Source organism: Psychrobacter sp. 1044 (assembly GCF_904846525.1).
In the GTDB taxonomy this organism is placed as follows: Bacteria; Pseudomonadota; Gammaproteobacteria; order Pseudomonadales; family Moraxellaceae; genus Psychrobacter.
On record NZ_CAJHAZ010000032.1, the window covers coordinates 1 to 16364 of the forward strand.

At 42.2% G+C, this 16364-nt stretch carries 12 protein-coding genes and 3 pseudogenes; 8 read left to right on the top strand and 7 right to left on the bottom strand.

Translation table 11 applies throughout. The annotated features are described in order from the left end of the window. Positions 1–79 precede the first annotated feature (79 nt). The gene (locus JMX82_RS13590) at positions 80–520 is read right to left on the bottom strand and encodes a YbaN family protein (protein WP_045456021.1); all 441 of its coding nucleotides are present in this window, start codon (positions 518–520) and stop codon (positions 80–82) included. Positions 521–1134: 614 nt separating this feature from the next. Further along, positions 1135–1569 (bottom strand): annotated as a pseudogene (locus JMX82_RS13595) (recombinase family protein); the annotation flags it as partial. Positions 1570–2449: 880 nt separating this feature from the next. Here JMX82_RS13595 and JMX82_RS13605 point away from each other — a divergent pair. Together JMX82_RS13605 and JMX82_RS13610 are read left to right on the top strand one after the other, a co-directional pair. After that, positions 2450–2866 carry a hypothetical protein gene (locus JMX82_RS13605; RefSeq protein ID WP_045456027.1) on the top strand — a complete coding sequence of 139 codons (417 nt, stop codon included), beginning with the start codon at positions 2450–2452 and terminating at the stop codon, positions 2864–2866. Positions 2867–3188: 322 nt separating this feature from the next. Continuing rightward, positions 3189–4493, top strand: coding sequence for an NAD(P)/FAD-dependent oxidoreductase (locus JMX82_RS13610; RefSeq protein WP_201540930.1), 1305 nt, complete (start codon positions 3189–3191; stop codon positions 4491–4493). A gap of 70 nt (positions 4494–4563) precedes the next feature. Here JMX82_RS13610 and uvrA read toward each other — a convergent pair whose 3' ends face one another. The 4 genes and pseudogenes from uvrA to JMX82_RS13630 form a co-directional block, all read right to left on the bottom strand. Continuing rightward, positions 4564–7098 carry an excinuclease ABC subunit UvrA gene (gene uvrA, locus JMX82_RS13615; protein ID WP_045456030.1) on the bottom strand — a complete coding sequence of 845 codons (2535 nt, stop codon included), beginning with the start codon at positions 7096–7098 and terminating at the stop codon, positions 4564–4566. Between the two features lie 333 nt (positions 7099–7431). Then, positions 7432–7815 carry a VOC family protein gene (locus tag JMX82_RS13620; protein ID WP_102076504.1) on the bottom strand — a complete coding sequence of 128 codons (384 nt, stop codon included), beginning with the start codon at positions 7813–7815 and terminating at the stop codon, positions 7432–7434. 288 nt (positions 7816–8103) lie between these two features. Then, positions 8104–9030, bottom strand: a pseudogene (locus tag JMX82_RS13625) (bestrophin family protein). Between the two features lie 117 nt (positions 9031–9147). Continuing rightward, positions 9148–10020 (bottom strand): LysR family transcriptional regulator, encoded by an 873-nt coding sequence (locus JMX82_RS13630; protein ID WP_102076505.1) that lies wholly within the window; start codon positions 10018–10020, stop codon positions 9148–9150. Positions 10021–10165: 145 nt separating this feature from the next. Between JMX82_RS13630 and JMX82_RS13635 the strand changes: the two genes are divergently transcribed. From JMX82_RS13635 to JMX82_RS13650, 4 genes and pseudogenes are all read left to right on the top strand, one after another. After that, the gene (locus JMX82_RS13635) at positions 10166–10483 is read left to right on the top strand and encodes a DMT family transporter (protein WP_228706520.1); all 318 of its coding nucleotides are present in this window, start codon (positions 10166–10168) and stop codon (positions 10481–10483) included. 205 nt (positions 10484–10688) lie between these two features. Further along, positions 10689–11813 carry an S-(hydroxymethyl)glutathione dehydrogenase/class III alcohol dehydrogenase gene (locus tag JMX82_RS13640; protein ID WP_201540931.1) on the top strand — a complete coding sequence of 375 codons (1125 nt, stop codon included), beginning with the start codon at positions 10689–10691 and terminating at the stop codon, positions 11811–11813. 143 nt (positions 11814–11956) lie between these two features. Continuing rightward, positions 11957–12790, top strand: a complete 834-nt coding sequence (gene fghA, locus JMX82_RS13645; RefSeq protein ID WP_205703355.1) for an S-formylglutathione hydrolase — start codon at positions 11957–11959, stop codon at positions 12788–12790. Between the two features lie 370 nt (positions 12791–13160). Further along, positions 13161–14245, top strand: a pseudogene (locus JMX82_RS13650) (IS3 family transposase); the annotation flags it as partial. Positions 14246–14293: 48 nt separating this feature from the next. Here JMX82_RS13650 and JMX82_RS13655 read toward each other — a convergent pair. Continuing rightward, the gene (locus tag JMX82_RS13655; protein ID WP_045456039.1) at positions 14294–14749 is read right to left on the bottom strand and encodes an Lrp/AsnC family transcriptional regulator; all 456 of its coding nucleotides are present in this window, start codon (positions 14747–14749) and stop codon (positions 14294–14296) included. A gap of 148 nt (positions 14750–14897) precedes the next feature. Between JMX82_RS13655 and JMX82_RS13660 the strand changes: the two genes are divergently transcribed. Together JMX82_RS13660 and JMX82_RS13665 are read left to right on the top strand one after the other, a co-directional pair. Beyond that, complete coding sequence (locus tag JMX82_RS13660) at positions 14898–15815, top strand: DMT family transporter (RefSeq protein WP_227676802.1); 918 nt, start codon at positions 14898–14900, stop codon at positions 15813–15815. A gap of 149 nt (positions 15816–15964) precedes the next feature. Continuing rightward, the gene (locus JMX82_RS13665) at positions 15965–16240 is read left to right on the top strand and encodes a transposase (protein ID WP_045456042.1); all 276 of its coding nucleotides are present in this window, start codon (positions 15965–15967) and stop codon (positions 16238–16240) included. Positions 16241–16364: the final 124 nt, after the last annotated feature.

The following is a 16364-nucleotide window of genomic DNA, read 5'->3' on the forward strand; positions in this document are numbered from 1 at the left end:
ATATATTATCTTAGAGTATTTTACTTTTTGCAAAGGCTTAGCAAGGAGTCAGGAAAACGTCTTGTAATAGTAGGAAAAATTAAGCGTCCGGCAGTCGAGACATCCACACAGTAACAGTGATGCATATTGCGCATGTAACCCAAGCAAGCCACTGCAAACTATCAGAAAATCGGTAAAACAACATACCGCATGACATAGCCATCATTGACCAAGCCAAATATTTTGCCTTACGAGGAATAGCTCGATGCTGCTGCCAGTTCTTTACCATTTCACCGAACACTTTATGTTTGAGAAGCCACTGATTGAATTTATCAGACCCTTTAGCCCAGCATGCTGCCGTTAGTAAAATGAAAGGGGTGGTAGGTAATACTGGAAGAATAATACCGACTAAGCCTATGAAGAAGAAAAAACCGCCTAGCGCCATAAATAATATTCGTATTATGCGGTTATGATGAATTTGGTTGAGCATTACTTTTTTTTGTAAATTCGATGAATTTGTTGAAGGTTGCACATTGTTCATAAGAAAGTAGCTCGATAGTTAAAGAGTAGCAGCCAGTTATTTAGCGAACTGCGAATATTTTTATTAGAGAATAAACTGTATTTGCAGGTAGTTTTTTACAGATTATTGTAAATGATAATCATTCAATTATCAAAATTATGATATGTTACTACCCCAATCATTCCAATGAATGAGTGTTTTACGATTTATATTGAATATTTTTGATAAAAGTAGGGCAGTATTTTTTTATGTGAACTAATAGATACTTATATTACAGACCTATACTATCAATCCTGTAGAACTTGACTTAGGGGGTTTTATTTACGCAGTCTGATAATGAAAGTCAAACCACATTTTTCTTGGCGTTCTATAGCTTAAACGCTATTGAATTCTACTGCTAGCATAGCCACTATCTTGCCTCGGGGCGTAATACTGCTTCGCTTCCTCCTTCCTCATTTAAGAAGTCTCATTCATCCTGAGCTGCCTAGCTACTTTGCCGTTGTCGTTGTCATCTGCTAGTTTTTGACGGTTTCAGTCATAAAAGCGGCACTATGAGTCCTGGTTATCTTAGTCATGATAAACGCTCTATTAAGTCTTTAATTTACCAAAACGGGTTCTACAGTTTTTTCAGCATAGCTTAATCCCTGCTTGATACGCTCTCTACGCTTGTCATTATCAAGCTTTGCCATCGTTGCTAACAAGTCGATCAGCATATGGTTAATCACTGTTAGGATCTCACCTGTCATGCCCTTACTTACCGTATGCGTCGTTGGTAGATCAGCTACCACCAATCGTAAGCCCTTGTCTTTTATACGCTGCTTTAGAATCGCAAAATCATCTTGAGATAGCCTGCTTAATCTATCCACGCTTTCAACCAGCAGAATATCGCCTTCTTCAGCATCATTGAGTAACAGAGTGAGTGCTGGTCTATCAAGCTTAGTACCACTGAAATGCTCAACGTACTCAACATGGTTATCATCATAGCTTTGGCTAAAGCTAATCAAGTCAGACAACGCTCTCTTAGCGTCTTGATCCTTAGTACTGGCTCTCACATAAATACGAACGGTCATAACGCCCCCTCTATTACTTAGACTTAATCATTAATGTTTATTGATAATAGCAGGATATTACTATCATTTGATAATAGAAAAAAGTCTAATGATAGATAGATTATCATTTAAAGGTTTTATATTTTGGGTATAGGCTAATGATAGGAAAAAAGCACAGCAGCCAGTCTTATAATTCAAAAGTCTGTTATAGATGGTTCCATGCTAACAGTCTGCTTTAAGTAGTCTGTTAATAGGTTTGAAAGGTAAAATAACTGGTTTCCTTGGGGTATACCCTAATTTACAATCCACACTTTAAATTAATAAGTCCAAAAAAGACTTGTTGGTAATTTTCATATCATTCAAAGTAGTTAGCTAACTCTCCCAAGCATAAGATACTTATCCAATAGAATTAAGCTGCCTAGTTTAGTTTTTGCATTGGCGTAAACTTACAAACAATCAAATGGAAAAATTATTATGAAGTCTAAGCTAGTCATTGTGGTGCTCATACTGTTATTTTTATCTGGTTTGTCAGGGCTACTGGAAATTGTGTTTTACAACGGTATTAATGCCGATGGTATATTGCAAGAAAGTTTCTTTTTGCCGTTATCCTTCATATTGGCAACACTAGCGGTCGTACTTTATATATGCTCAATAGTAACTAAACTAATATCTGCAAAGCTCAAATGCTGATGATGGAAGCCTTATTTATACTCTGCAATTATCTTCTATTATTACTAACATGTAAAAGTCATTTGATTCTAATGCTGGTTATCATTTCTCATAAACAATGTAAAGTAGGCGTTATAGATCAGATAGTAAGTAACGAGCTGAATCTATAGTGCTAAAAAACATATGATTTACAGATACTGATCTTTAAGTCAACCTTATTAGGATTAAAATAATGACTCTTTCCGTAAACAAAAACAATGTAGACTCACTTGCTCAAGAATCTGGTATCCAACTTATTAAAGCAGGTACTTATAAGCTAAACCAACTCGCTGGCTTACTTGAAGTTAACAACCTAAAAAGTCAAATGGCAGAAGTTAATGTCACCGATAATGCCAATGGCTTAACGGTTGGTTTTTTTGCCATGCAACCTGGTGTTGATTTTGAGTTTACTTATGAATTTGTAGAATACAAAGTAATCACTAAAGGTAAGATTGTGATGCGAGACTTACAAGGCAACAAGTATGTGGCAGAAGTAGGTGATATCTTACTATTTACACCTAACGTGACGGTTATATTTGATGGCGAAAGTGATGGTGAGGCAGTTTATACCGCACATCGCAGTGCTGATAACATGTTTGCACCTAAGTAAAATTTCAGGCTTATTATGAAAAATACATGATGAGCCTGTTAGCTGATTTCATGGTTGTTAATAACGATTTGAACAAGTCATCTGCCTTCGATCTATTGAGGAGGGTAGATACATCAAGTACTCACGATTAAGCTTCTAATATTCATGATTGTGATGGCCATAAGCTCACCATTTCCTGCCACGTAAAAGCCTGATTTATGATTTTAGCTTTCATGAATCTCACCTCATAATGACAGCAGTCTATTAGTTACTCTGGTTTTCATAACCTACCTTGCGAATAGATTGTCAGTTATTTGAATATGTTATTGTCTAGGACAACGTTATGAATATAATCACACCTAAAATTGTCGTTATTGGCGGCGGTGCTGGTGGTTTAGAGCTTGTAACCCAATTAGGACACAAGTTAGGAAAGAAAAAGCAAGCCGATATATTATTAATAGATAAAAACCGTACTCATATTTGGAAACCGTTACTGCATGAAGTCGCGACAGGCTCTATTGATTCTGATTTAGATGGTGTGGTGTACTCGGCGCATGCTGCTCAGCATCATTACCACTTTCAGCTGGGGGAATTTGATAATATTGATCAAAAAACTAAAACCATCACTCTTGCTGCACTGTATGATGAATCAGGCCATACTATCTTGCCGGAACGCCACGTGCACTACGATCATCTTGTTATTGCCATTGGCAGCATAAGTAACGACTTCAATACCCCTGGGGTGAAGGAAAACTGCTACTTTTTGGACTCAACTCAGCAAGCTCAACGTTTTCAGCATTCATTGCTTGATGGTTTTACGCGTCTTCATCAAGATGATAACCAGCAGCAAGCACTTAATATCGCCATTGTTGGTGGAGGTGCAACGGGAGTAGAACTTTCAGCTGAGCTGTACCATGTGTCTAATCTATTAAAGCTATACGGCTTGACAAATATGTCGCCGAAACGTTTACACATCCATTTAATTGAAGCGGGACCACGCATTTTACCTGCCTTGCCTGAGCGTATTGCATCAAGTGCTAAGCGCGAATTATTGAAACTAGGCGTTCATGTACGTGAACATACACAGGTGAAAGAGGCGACGAAGTACGGCTTTATTACGAAAGATGATGAGCAGATTGAGGCTGATATCATGGTATGGGCGGCAGGCGTAAAAGCCCCTGATTTTATTAAAGATTTGGGGGTTTTTGAGCTTACTTCTAATAATCAAATTCGGGTAAATAAATTTTTACAAAGCACGGTTGATGACAGTATCTTTGTATTAGGCGATTGCTGCGCCTTCACCCAAACCGATGGCAAACAAGTGCCACCGCGCGCGCAATCTGCACATCAAATGGCAAAATGTGTTGAAAAAAATATAATTGCAACGCTAAGAAAGCAGCCACTACGAGGTTTTACCTATAACGATTATGGGTCACTGGTTAATCTATCACGTTACGGTACTGTGGGAAACTTAATGGGTAATCTCACCAATAACAGCTTTTTCATTGAAGGAAAGATTGCCCGTTTTATGTACATATCGCTCTATCGCATGCATCAAATGTCTATTCATGGTGCCTTCAAGACATTTGCTTTATGGATCAGCGAAAAAATATTACGCATAGGTCGTCCAAAGATCAAATTACATTAAGCAAAACGACAGCGATAAACTGATTATCGCTGTCGTTTTTTGCACTGTCATAAGAGGTTTGCGACGGGCACTAGAAGCGCATGAAAGGTGCAGTTCGGCTGGTCTTCGACTCAGCGACTGTTTCAGGTAATCCTTGCGCCACGATAAGGCCACCTGCATCACCTGCACCAGGGCCAATATCAATTACCCAATCACTATTACTAGCAACCTGCATGTCGTGTTCGACCATGATAACGCTGTTACCGGCATCAACAAGTCCATTCAATTGCGCCATCAACATCGAGATATCTTTTGGGTGCAAACCCGTTGTTGGCTCATCTAGGATATACAGCGTATCGCCGCGCTGCGTTCGCTGCAATTCAGTGGCAAGTTTAATACGTTGGGCTTCACCGCCAGATAGCTCAGTTGCTGGTTGGCCAAGTCGTAAGTAGCCAAGCCCGACTTGTAGCAAGGCACTTAATGCTCGCAAGATAGCAGGGTCGTCTGCAAAGAATTCATAAGCTGATTCAACCGTGAGCGCCAGCACATCGGCGATGTTTTTGTCATGATACGTGACCTCTAGCGTGTCCTCATTGTAGCGCTGTCCGTGACAGACTTGGCAAGGCGAATAGACGCTAGGAAGAAACAGTAGCTCGACACTCACAAAGCCTAAGCCTTCACAATTAGGACAACGACCTTTAGTCGTGTTGAATGAAAAACGCCCTGCGTTGTAACGACGAGATTTTGCCTCGCTCGTTGACGCGAATAGCTTACGGACATGATCAAACAGTCCGGTATAGGTAGCAAGGTTTGAGCGCGGCGTACGCCCAATGGCTTTTTGATCGACGGTTACCAGTCGTTTGACATCATCCATACCCTCAATGATTTGTCCACCGGTTGGCGTCTCCAACTCTTGCTCAAGTAGATCGGCTTCGCCAGTTGGAGCTTCAACCGTTTGTTTTTGTCCTAGAGCCTCATAAACGAGCTCTACCAAAGCTTGACTCACTAGACTCGACTTGCCTGAACCTGATACACCCGTGACAGTAGTCATCACACCCAATGGAAAACCGACATCCAGCTCTTGTAAGTTATTACGCGTAATCCCTGTAAGTTTAAGCCACGCTGTCGGCTCTCTTGGTGTGCGTTTTACGATAGCGTCAGTGCTGAACAGATAGCGGCTGGTATGCGAGTGAGTCACGTCGCGCAATCCCTCTACAGGACCACTATAAATCACCTCGCCGCCATGAGTACCCGCATTGGGGCCAACGTCTACGATCCAATCAGCGTGTCTGATGACGCTCACATCATGCTCGACGACAAACACTGAGTTACCAGCGGCAATGAGCTCATCTAAGGCACTTAGTAATGCTTGGGTATCTGCTGGATGAAGACCAGCGGATGGTTCATCTAGTACATAAACCACCCCAAAAAGTTGTGAGCGAATTTGAGTGGCTAGGCGTAAGCGTTGTAGCTCACCAGGAGATAGTGTAGGTGTGGTGCGCTCAAGTGATAAGTACCCCAAACCCAATAGGGTCAGTGCTTTTACCCGAGATAACATATCACTGGCAATGCGCTGAGCGACGATAGCCTTTTCACGATTTGCCATATTGTCAGTTGGGACTTTATTGGCCGCAGTCTCAAGCTTGCGCGCCAGTTCGATAAAGGTCAGTTGCGACAGCTCCCCAATATCGAGTCCTGCGAACGTAACGGATAGTGATTCTTTTTTCAGTTTTTTACCATCACATTCCGGACATACAGAGATTTGCATAAACTGAGAAACGCGCTTTTTTGTCAATGAGCTCTGAGTAGTGGCAAAAGAATGCAGTATGAAGCGCTTTGCACTCGAAAACGTGCCCATATAGTTGGGCTTTTCGCCGCTCTCAATCGCTTTTCTTACTTGCTCAAGGCTGTATTCAGGGTAGACAGGAACGGTTGGGGTTTCATCTGTAAACAAGATCCAATCGCGGGTTTCTTTTGGCAGTTTATGCCAAGGCGTGTCAATATCGTAGCCGAGTGACACCAGTATGCGGCTTAGGTTTTTGCCTTGCCACGCTGGTGGCCATGCTACGATAGCACGCTCTCGAATGGTTTTGGTGTTATCAGGTACTAGTAACTCTTCGGTGACTTCAAACACGCGGCCAATACCAGAGCAAGTAGGACAGGCACCCTCAGGTGTATTTGGCGAAAACGCATCGCCATACAATATCTCTTGACCGGTAGGATAATCTCCAGCTCGTGAATAGAGCATGCGTAGCCCGTTTGAGATAGAAGTAACACTGCCTACTGATGAGCGCACTGAGGGCGTACCTCGTTGTTGTTGTAGAGCAACTGCTGGCGGCAGACCTTCTACCATATCAACATCAGGCTCATCAACCTGATCTATCAATCGACGCGCATAAGGGGATACTGAATCTAAATAACGACGTTGTGACTCAGCAAATAAAGTGCCAAAAGCAAGTGATGACTTACCTGATCCTGATATACCGGTAAAAACAACCAGTGCATCACGAGGTAAATCTACATCGATATTCTTTAAGTTGTGAACGCGAGCTCCCCTGACTCGAACACTGTGGTCAGTGTCACAGAGAATGTCTTTATTGATATGTTTATTGTTATTGGTAGCCATAAACAGGCGACTCCTATTGAATTGTATTTCTTGATTTTAAATATATTTGGATTTTGCTCATTGACGTTTGCAGTCATGGATAAGTGTTATTTATCTATTGATATTCTTTATAAAAGGTTGAATGTAATAAGAAGAATTTTAACATTTTGTTGCTATTACAGAGTCTGTGCGTTACTTACATAGTACGCGGACTCACATAAATAGACAGGGTATCAAGTGTTATAAAGCTGATTTCAATGACGAAAAAGGGTCCTGCAAAATTTGCAGGACCCTTTTTCGGTAGTATTGATACTAATATTAGCGGTTACGAACGAGCGGTCCGTAAGACTGCTGTTATGCTTCTTTGAAGCAATAAACGGCAAGCTTATTACCATCTAGATCACGAACATAGGCCGCGTAAGCGTTAGGCGCCCAATCGCGTGTACCAGGCTGGCCTTCATCTTGAGCACCAGCGCTCAATGCTGCTGCATGAAATGCGTCAATAGCAGCGCGGCTTGGTGCTTCAAAGCTCACCATATTACCATTACCAACACTAGCTGGTTGACCATTATTAGGTTTCATAACAAATAAAGATGGTGCATCTACGCCCCATATTGAACCATTATCACCTAGGTCAGCAATACGTTTAAGCCCTAGAATCTCTAAAACGTTGTCATAGAATGTACGTGCTTGATTAACATCGTTAGTGCCAAGGGTAACGTGAGTAAAAATGCTCATGTGTTGTTCTCCGGTTGTGGATGATTTTTTATCAATAGTTTTTCTATCGAGTTGCAGCAAGTTTGCCGCGTCGTCTGTCGATAGAAACCATCATACGTTATTTCATATAAAAGATAATAGGTCTAAAAAGAAAATGACTTTTACCATAAGGTAATAATAATTTTTATTAATAGAGGCTCGTATATCTACTCATGTTTGAACAATGCCATTATTTGTTCCGTCACCATCAAGACTGTTTATATAACTACTCAGCCAGAGACTTAAGGCTAACTGCTTACGCAAAATAATTTACTGTAAGTAGCCATTTTTAGATTTTATATCGGGCGGCAGATCGGTTTCTCCCAGTGCCTCTAGTAAGTTAATTTCGATGGTACGCGACAGAGCACTCAGTGGTAGATTGTTAGCGGCCAAGCCAAAAGGCGATTCCAACTCCTCACTAAGAGCATCTAAACCAAAAAAAGTATAGGCGATCACTGCACAGACAAACGGAGTAGCCCATCCCAGAGATGACACCAAACCAAAAGGCAACATAAAGCAATATAAGTAGGTGGTGCGATGTACTAACAGCGTATAAGCAAATGGTAGTGGCGTATAATGAATGCGCTCGCAGGCGGCCAAAACTACAGTCATAGAGGTCAGCCGTTCATCCATGTTCTGTACTAGAAATTCCTATAATAATCGCTCACGTCGGCTATAACCGACCTTTTTCCCCATCAGCCGCAGCAGGTACTCGGGCAGATTTTGCGCTTGGCGCATGCTGAGGTGATGCTCGGGTTCTACAAAACGATCAACGTCCTGCCAAGGTTCAGTGTCACGTAGTCGATGGCGCAGAGCATGAGTAAAGGCGATGGTTAGGTGAATCATACGGCGCTGGGTTTGCCGTCCAGTCTCCGTTTCTTCATCCATAAATGAGAGCACTTGGCGGGCCAAGCTACGAGCATCCACTACTAGCTGACCCCATTGACCCCTAGCTTCCCACCAGCGTTGATAGCTGGCATTGTTACGAAAGCCGAGGAACAATGATAAAGCAACCCCTAGAAAAGTGAAGGGAGCCGTACTATAAGAGGAGAAGAAGCCTGGAAACCAGTACTGGATGCCTGCTATTAGAGTGCTAAGCAAGATGGTGAGAAAAATCTGAGGATAAATTTTTGGTAGGATAGAGCCGCGCAAGGTAAAAAACAGCTTGAGTGCGTTCGGTTTTTGCTTGACGATCATGTCAGCCTCCTAACGATCGAGTTGGTTAGAGTAGTGTGCAAGACCTCCAAGTAATTAGATGATTTATCTTTCGAGGTGCGAGGCCTTAAAGTATGGGTAGTTCTTACTATCACCCAGTTAGGGTTTAGATAAATGTGCTGCTAAATAATCTAGTAGCAGCCTAATTTTTGGCGACAAATGGCGATTATGAGGATATAGAGCCCAAATAGCTTCCTCAGGTTCCCTAAGATTATCCAATAAGCTGACCAGCTCCCCCGATTCTAAATGCTTTTGTACGTAGTAATCAGGTAGCTGCACAATACCCAATCCCTTTATAGCCGCATCGACTAAACTATAACCGCTGTTATAACGCACGCTACCTGTCACTCGAATGTTTTTCTCTTTACCAGACTCTTTAAAGTGCCAGTAGTCTAGCGTCCCCAGCAGACAGTTATGTTGACCAAGTTCGGTCAGAGAATGCGGTATGCCGTATTTCTCAATATAGGAGGGCGCCGCACAGACAAAATTAGTACGACTACTGAGTTTTTTTGCCATCATAGTCGAATCACGAAGCTTTCCAATGCGAATGGCTAAATCATAGCCCTCTTCAATCAAATCAACCTGCTGATTACTCAAAAAGGCAGTCACTTCAATATCACTATATTGCACCATAAAGTCATTCACCAATGGCATCAATTGTTGTTCACCATAAGTGACAGGAGTTGTCAGTTTAATCATGCCTTGCGGTTTTGACTGCAAATTAGTCACCGCTTGCTCTGCGGCATCGAGACCATCAAGTACCCCGCGGCAGTGCTGATAAAAAACACGGCCTTCTTCTGTTAGCGAGACCTTACGAGTCGTTCGGTAAAGTAATTTAATATTGAGACGTTGTTCTAAGGCGCTGACTTGTCGACTTACTTGAGCGGTCGAGATGCCTATTTTCTTTGCAGCTTTCGTAAAACTCTCGTATTCAGCCACGTAAACGAACTCACTGATACCATCCCATTTCATCATTATTACCTATATGCAAAAGATAGTTTCGAATATAGCATATTATCATCTAATCAGAAATAGATATAATACAAGCATAAATTCAAACAGGCTCCAGTTCATTGCAACTAAAGCTTGCTAATACAAGAGGTGCAAAATGAGTTGGATGTTTCTTTTTTTCGGAGTGGTTGCAGAAGCTTTATCTCACGTTGCATTAAAACAGACGGATGGCTTCACTAAGCCGTTAGCAAGTATGTTAGTTCTGTTAGGACATCTAGCTGCATTTGTTTTTTTAGGACAGGCTATGAAAGGAATGCCGGTTGGTATTGTTCATGCGCTATGGGCAGGACTTGCGATAGTGACGGTAACGGCATTGTCTGCGGTTATCTACCGACAACATCTCGATTTGAGCACTTGGATCGGCATGGGGTTGGTTGCAGTAGGCGTTGCTACCATTAGCCTATCACAAGGGCATAGCCATTGATGTAAAGTAGCAACGAAGTACTGTATCCTTTTAAGTAGCTGCATTTGATGGGGCTAAAAGATAATAGTAAAGCAGTAGAACACTCATATCACAAAATGGTAAGGTAAATAGAGATCAAATTTTTCGCTCAGCTCAACATGGTGTTCTAGAAATATGTCTGAGTTGAACAGGGACAACAATCAACTAACCAAAAAGAGAGACTCTTATGTCAGATAAATTTATTAAATCGAAAGCCGCCATTGCTTGGGGGCCAAATCAGCCGCTATCTATCGAAGAAGTGGATGTCATGCTGCCGCGCAAAGGCGAAGTCTTGGTAAAAATCATCGCCAGTGGCGTTTGTCATACCGATGCCTTTACCTTATCTGGTGAAGACCCAGAAGGTGTATTCCCAGCGATTTTGGGTCATGAAGGTGGTGGTATCGTTGAGCAAATTGGTGAAGGCGTCACCAGTGTCCAAGTTGGCGACCATGTCATTCCTCTATACACCGCAGAATGTGGTGAATGTAAATTCTGTACTTCAGGTAAAACCAACCTATGCTCAGCAGTGCGCGAGACTCAAGGTAAAGGTCTGATGCCAGACGGCACAACGCGTTTTTATAAAGATGGTGAGCCAATTTATCATTACATGGGCTGCTCAACTTTTTCTGAATATACTGTCTTGCCAGAGATTTCATTGGCTAAAGTCAATAAAGAAGCGCCATTAGAAGAAGTTTGCTTGCTAGGTTGTGGCGTCACGACTGGTATGGGCGCGGTCATGAACACTGCAAAAGTCGAAGAGGGTGCTACGGTCGCTATCTTTGGCATGGGCGGTATTGGTCTGTCAGCGGTCATCGGTGCTGCAATGGCAAAAGCCAGCCGCATCATTGTGATTGATATCAATGAAAGCAAGTTTGAGTTAGCCAAAAAACTAGGCGCAACTGACTGTATTAATCCAAAAGATTATGACAAACCAATTCAGGAAGTCATCGTTGAGTTAACCGATGGCGGTGTTGATTATTCGTTTGAATGTATCGGTAACGTCGATGTGATGCGTTCCGCGCTTGAGTGCTGCCATAAAGGCTGGGGCGAGTCGGTTATTATCGGCGTGGCTGGTGCAGGTAAAGAAATTTCAACCCGTCCATTCCAGTTAGTGACTGGTCGTGTCTGGAAAGGTTCAGCATTTGGCGGCGTGAAAGGTCGTACGGAATTGCCAGGTTATGTTGAGCGCTATCTAGCGGGCGAAATCCCATTACAGGATTTCATTACTCATACCATGCCATTAGAAGACATCAATGAAGCGTTTGACTTGATGCATAAAGGCGAGAGTATTCGTACGGTTATTCATTTTTAAGAATGAGTCATCATGATCTTTTTTAACAAATGATCGGTCATTTATAGGTGATTAACATTAAGTAGTTATGTTGTCATGATAACAGTGCTGTCTCTTTTTGGGGGCAGCATTTAATGTTTTAACAGAGGTGTTTTAGTATGTCCATAGAGAATATTAGTGTCAATAAAAGTTTTGGTGGCTGGCATAAGCAGTATAGCCATCATTCAAAATCATTAAATTGTAGTATGCAGTTTGCTATTTACTTGCCGCCTCAGATGGGCAGTGGTACAAAAGTCCCTGTCCTTTATTGGTTGTCAGGCTTGACCTGCACAGATGAGAACGTCATGCAGAAGTCTGGGATACAGCGTATTGCTGCAGAATTGGGTATCGCTATTGTCGCCCCAGATACTAGCCCTCGTGGTGAAGATGTTGCTGATGATGCAGCCTACGATTTAGGTCAAGGGGCAGGATTCTACGTTAATGCTACTGAGATGCCTTGGAGCAAGCACTACCAGATGTATGATTATGTGGTCAATGAGTTGCCTGAGTTAATTGAGGCATCGTTTCCAGTATCTGATAAGAGAGCCATTTCTGGTCATTCGATGGGTGGTCTTGGTGCGTTGAACATTGGCATGCTTAACCCAGAGCGCTATAGTTCAATATCTGCTTTTAGTCCTATCAGTAACCCTGTGAATTCTCCATGGGGACAAAAAGCTTTTACTGCTTATTTAGGTGAAGATAAAGCCAATTGGCTGAACTACGATCCTAGTGAGCTCATGAAACGAGCAACTGAATTAGTTCCTGCTAAAGTAGATCAGGGTGAGTCTGACAACTTCCTTGTAGAGCAGCTCAAGCCAGAAGCTTTACTCGCAGCTGCAGAATCAAACGATTATCCTTTAATGTATCAATTGCATGAGGGCTATGACCATAGTTACTATTTTATCGCCAGCTTTATTGAAGAGCATTTGCGCTTTCATGCCAAACATCTAAGTCAGTAAACTGAACAACTGATGAAATATTTGGTGGTGTTCTAAAAAGTATGCTGGCGCTAAAAATCAATAAGAAGTCTATGCTAAGTTCTCTGATTCTATATGGCTTTCAAAGCTTCAAAAATTGTTCAAATTTTGATCAGCATACTTTTTGACACACCACCGAATATTTATGGTAAGTACACCATGAAGTGCACTGTGGCTATTTCAGCGAGTTAAAGCGTTGATACCATTCGCCCACAGCTTAGCGTTCAAGTCCTCACTAGGGAACCGAACCATAGGTATAATCCAGTGAGTAGATAGGGCGGTAATCCCCCCAATAAATAAGAACACCTAGAAATAGAGATTAACTGCTAAAATATACCAGCAGGAGACTCCTATGAAAAAGACACGCTTTACTGATAATCAAATCGTTAACATCCTCAAACAAGCAGAACAAGGCGTCCCTATTGCTGACTTGTGCCGTGAGCACAATGTCGGCCAAAGCACCTTTTACAACTGGCGTTCTAAATATGGTGACATGGATGCTGCGCTCATCAGCCGCCTCAAAGAGCTTGAAGTTGAGAATGCTCGATTAAAAAAGATGTACGCTGATGAATGTCTTAAATCAGACATATTACAGGATGCCATGTCAAAAAAGTGGTAGCGCCCCTCAGGCGCAAAGAGATGGCTTGTCACTATATTAAAGAGCATGGCATCAGTATCCGCAGGGCTTGCCTGATCTTTAATATCAGCGTCACCTGTTATTATCACAAGTCGTTAGCAACGGATGAGAATCAGCAGATCGCGCACTTGCTTATAGAGCTGACCGAGCAGAACAAGAACTGGGGCTTTGGATTGTGCTTTTTAAGCCTGCGTAATGTACTGGGGCTACCATACAACCATAAGCGCGTGTATCGCATTTACCGTGAGCTTGAACTGAACCTTAGAATTAAACCTAAGCGTCGCATTAAGCGCGCTAAACCGCTACCCTTGGCTGTACCAGATAAAATAAACCAAAGCTGGAGCGTGGACTTTATGCATGATGCCTTAACTGATGGCAGCGGCTTTAGACTATTCAATGTCATTGATGATTACAACCGTGAAGCCTTAACGGTTGAGATCGACTTCTCATTACCCGCTCACAGAGTCATACACAGTTTAAATCAGCTGATTGAATACCGAGGTAAAACGGTTCAAGTGAGATGTGATAACGGACCTGAATATCTTAGTAGTGCGCTCAGAAACTAGGCTTTCGATCAAGGCATCACCATTAGTTGTATTGAGCCTGGCAATCCACAACAAAATGCTTATGTGGAGCGTTTTAACAGAACGATGCGCTATGATTGGTTGAACCAAGAGCTGTTTACGGATTTAGATCAAGTCCGTCAGCAAGCAGAGGATTGGTTATATCACTACAATTACGAGCGCCCGAACATGGACAATGGCGGCTTTACGCCGATACAGAAACTAAACCACGCAGCTCAATTCTATTTGATAAGTGTCTTATGGTTGGGACGATTACCTACCATATCACGTAAAAATAGGCAACGTTGTTTTATTAATCACTTTTCTCACTGATAAGTGGGTATGTATGCCTTTAACGCTAGTAAGCTTATGCAATTTACGAGTAAACTCTTCATAATCATTGAGGTCTGCGCTGACTACTTCCAATAAGTAATCATAAGGGCCCGAAACAACATGTCCATTGATTACCTCATCCATCTCGGATAACGCTTGTTCGAAGGCTGTAATCGATCCTTCTTGATGGTTGCTCAGACTGACTTCCACAAAAAAGCTCATCGTAATGCCAGCTTTAGCTCTATTTATGTTCGCTTGGTAACCCTCTATATAAAATTCATCTTCTAAACGTTTCAGGCGCCTAGCACAAGGTGAGGGTGACAGACCAATGCGCTCGGCTAATTCAGCTGTTGATAAGCGTCCTTCTTTCTGAAGCGCTTCCAAAATATGACGGTCGATTCTGTCCATATATTGCCTTTCTGGTGTTTTCAGCCAATAATTCTATATTATTTGGCATTATCCGCTAAATAACTATAGATTTGCAATAAATGAATAGAGATAAAAGCGCGATTTTTGATTGATAATTAGGCTTTATATACAAGCATAAGCCATCCATATGAATACCATTTCTCAGCCCTCATCACGTAAAAACCCCTTGTTTACACTATCTCCGCTGATGAAAGGCTATGCGGCGATGATTGTTGTGATATTGATTTGGTCAGGCTTTGCATTAACGGTAAGGGCGGTCGGGGCATCGTCGTTAAGCATTGCTGATGTCATGGTCATTCGATTTAGCGTGCCATTACTTTTATTGACGCCTTGGGTATTCTCTAGTTTGAAGGAAATCAGAAACATTAGAGGGGCTGATGCCATTTTTATTTTATTTGGCGGTGCTCCTTTTCTGTTGCTTGCCACTTTTGGCGCGAGCACTGCTCCTGCAGCTTACGTTGGTACTATTTTGACAGGGACGCCAGTATTCTTTGCCGCACTCTTATCCTTTGTTTTTTATCGCCAACGTATATCGCTAAAGAAATTTTTGGCATTCATGATTATTTTCTTTGGCGTAGCCACGATGATGGTGGGAAATGCAGGGCCAACACCTAATAGTCTGCTACAGGGTATGACCTTTCTAGTGATTGCGAGTTTGGTTTGGGCAGGTTACACATTAGGTTTAAAAAGTACGAGTTTGAGTCCAGTAGCGGTTGCTATCGTCCTTTCTTATACCGCATTTTTGGTGACATTAGTGATGATTCTATCTGGACTTTTAGAGACCAACCTCGGGGCTGTTTCGTTTGACGATGCCCTACCTTTTATCTTAATACAGGGCGTTGGTGTTGGTATTGTCTCAACCATTGGGTTTTCTTATGCGGTCAACAAGCTCGGTTCCATTCGCACCTTATTGCTTGGCTCCTTGTCTCCTGGATTAACCGCTTTACTCGCAGCATTAATACTCAATGAGTCTTTATCAATCGCAATGATGTGCGGCATCGTGTTAAGCACAGTTGGCGTCATTTTATCTAATCGAGCGAAGTAAGAGCTGTCCTCATTTTAAAAATGAGCGTCAAAAATAAAAGCTTAATCTTTCATCGAGTAGTGTTCTTGAGCCCTTTTATCTATGTGTAGTGGCATAATAAATTAGGACAGCACGGAAGAGGTTTATACTAACCCAAAGAGGAAAATAGTATGACCACCAAACGCAACCAATACACCCGAGAATTCAAATTAGAAGCGATTAGCTTAGTTGTTGATCACAAACGTAAAATACCTGACGTGGCCAATTCCTTAGGGATAGGTAAATCCACCTTGCAGAAATGGCTGAGTCAATACCGTCAAGAAATGAGTGGCCAAGCGCCTAAAGTCGGCAACGCTTTAACGGATGAACAGCGCGAGCTCCAAGATCTGCGTAAACAGGTTAAGCGGCTGACTATGGAGCGCGACATCTTAAACGAGGAGGGATAAAACGAAGCACTGCTTCGTCCCGACGCAAGACGAGAGCTATGCTCAAGTGAACCGCCCCGGTATTGTCGGAGACTTAACATTCTGAGAGAATACGACAATGAAAAGACAAACCTACACTCCTGAG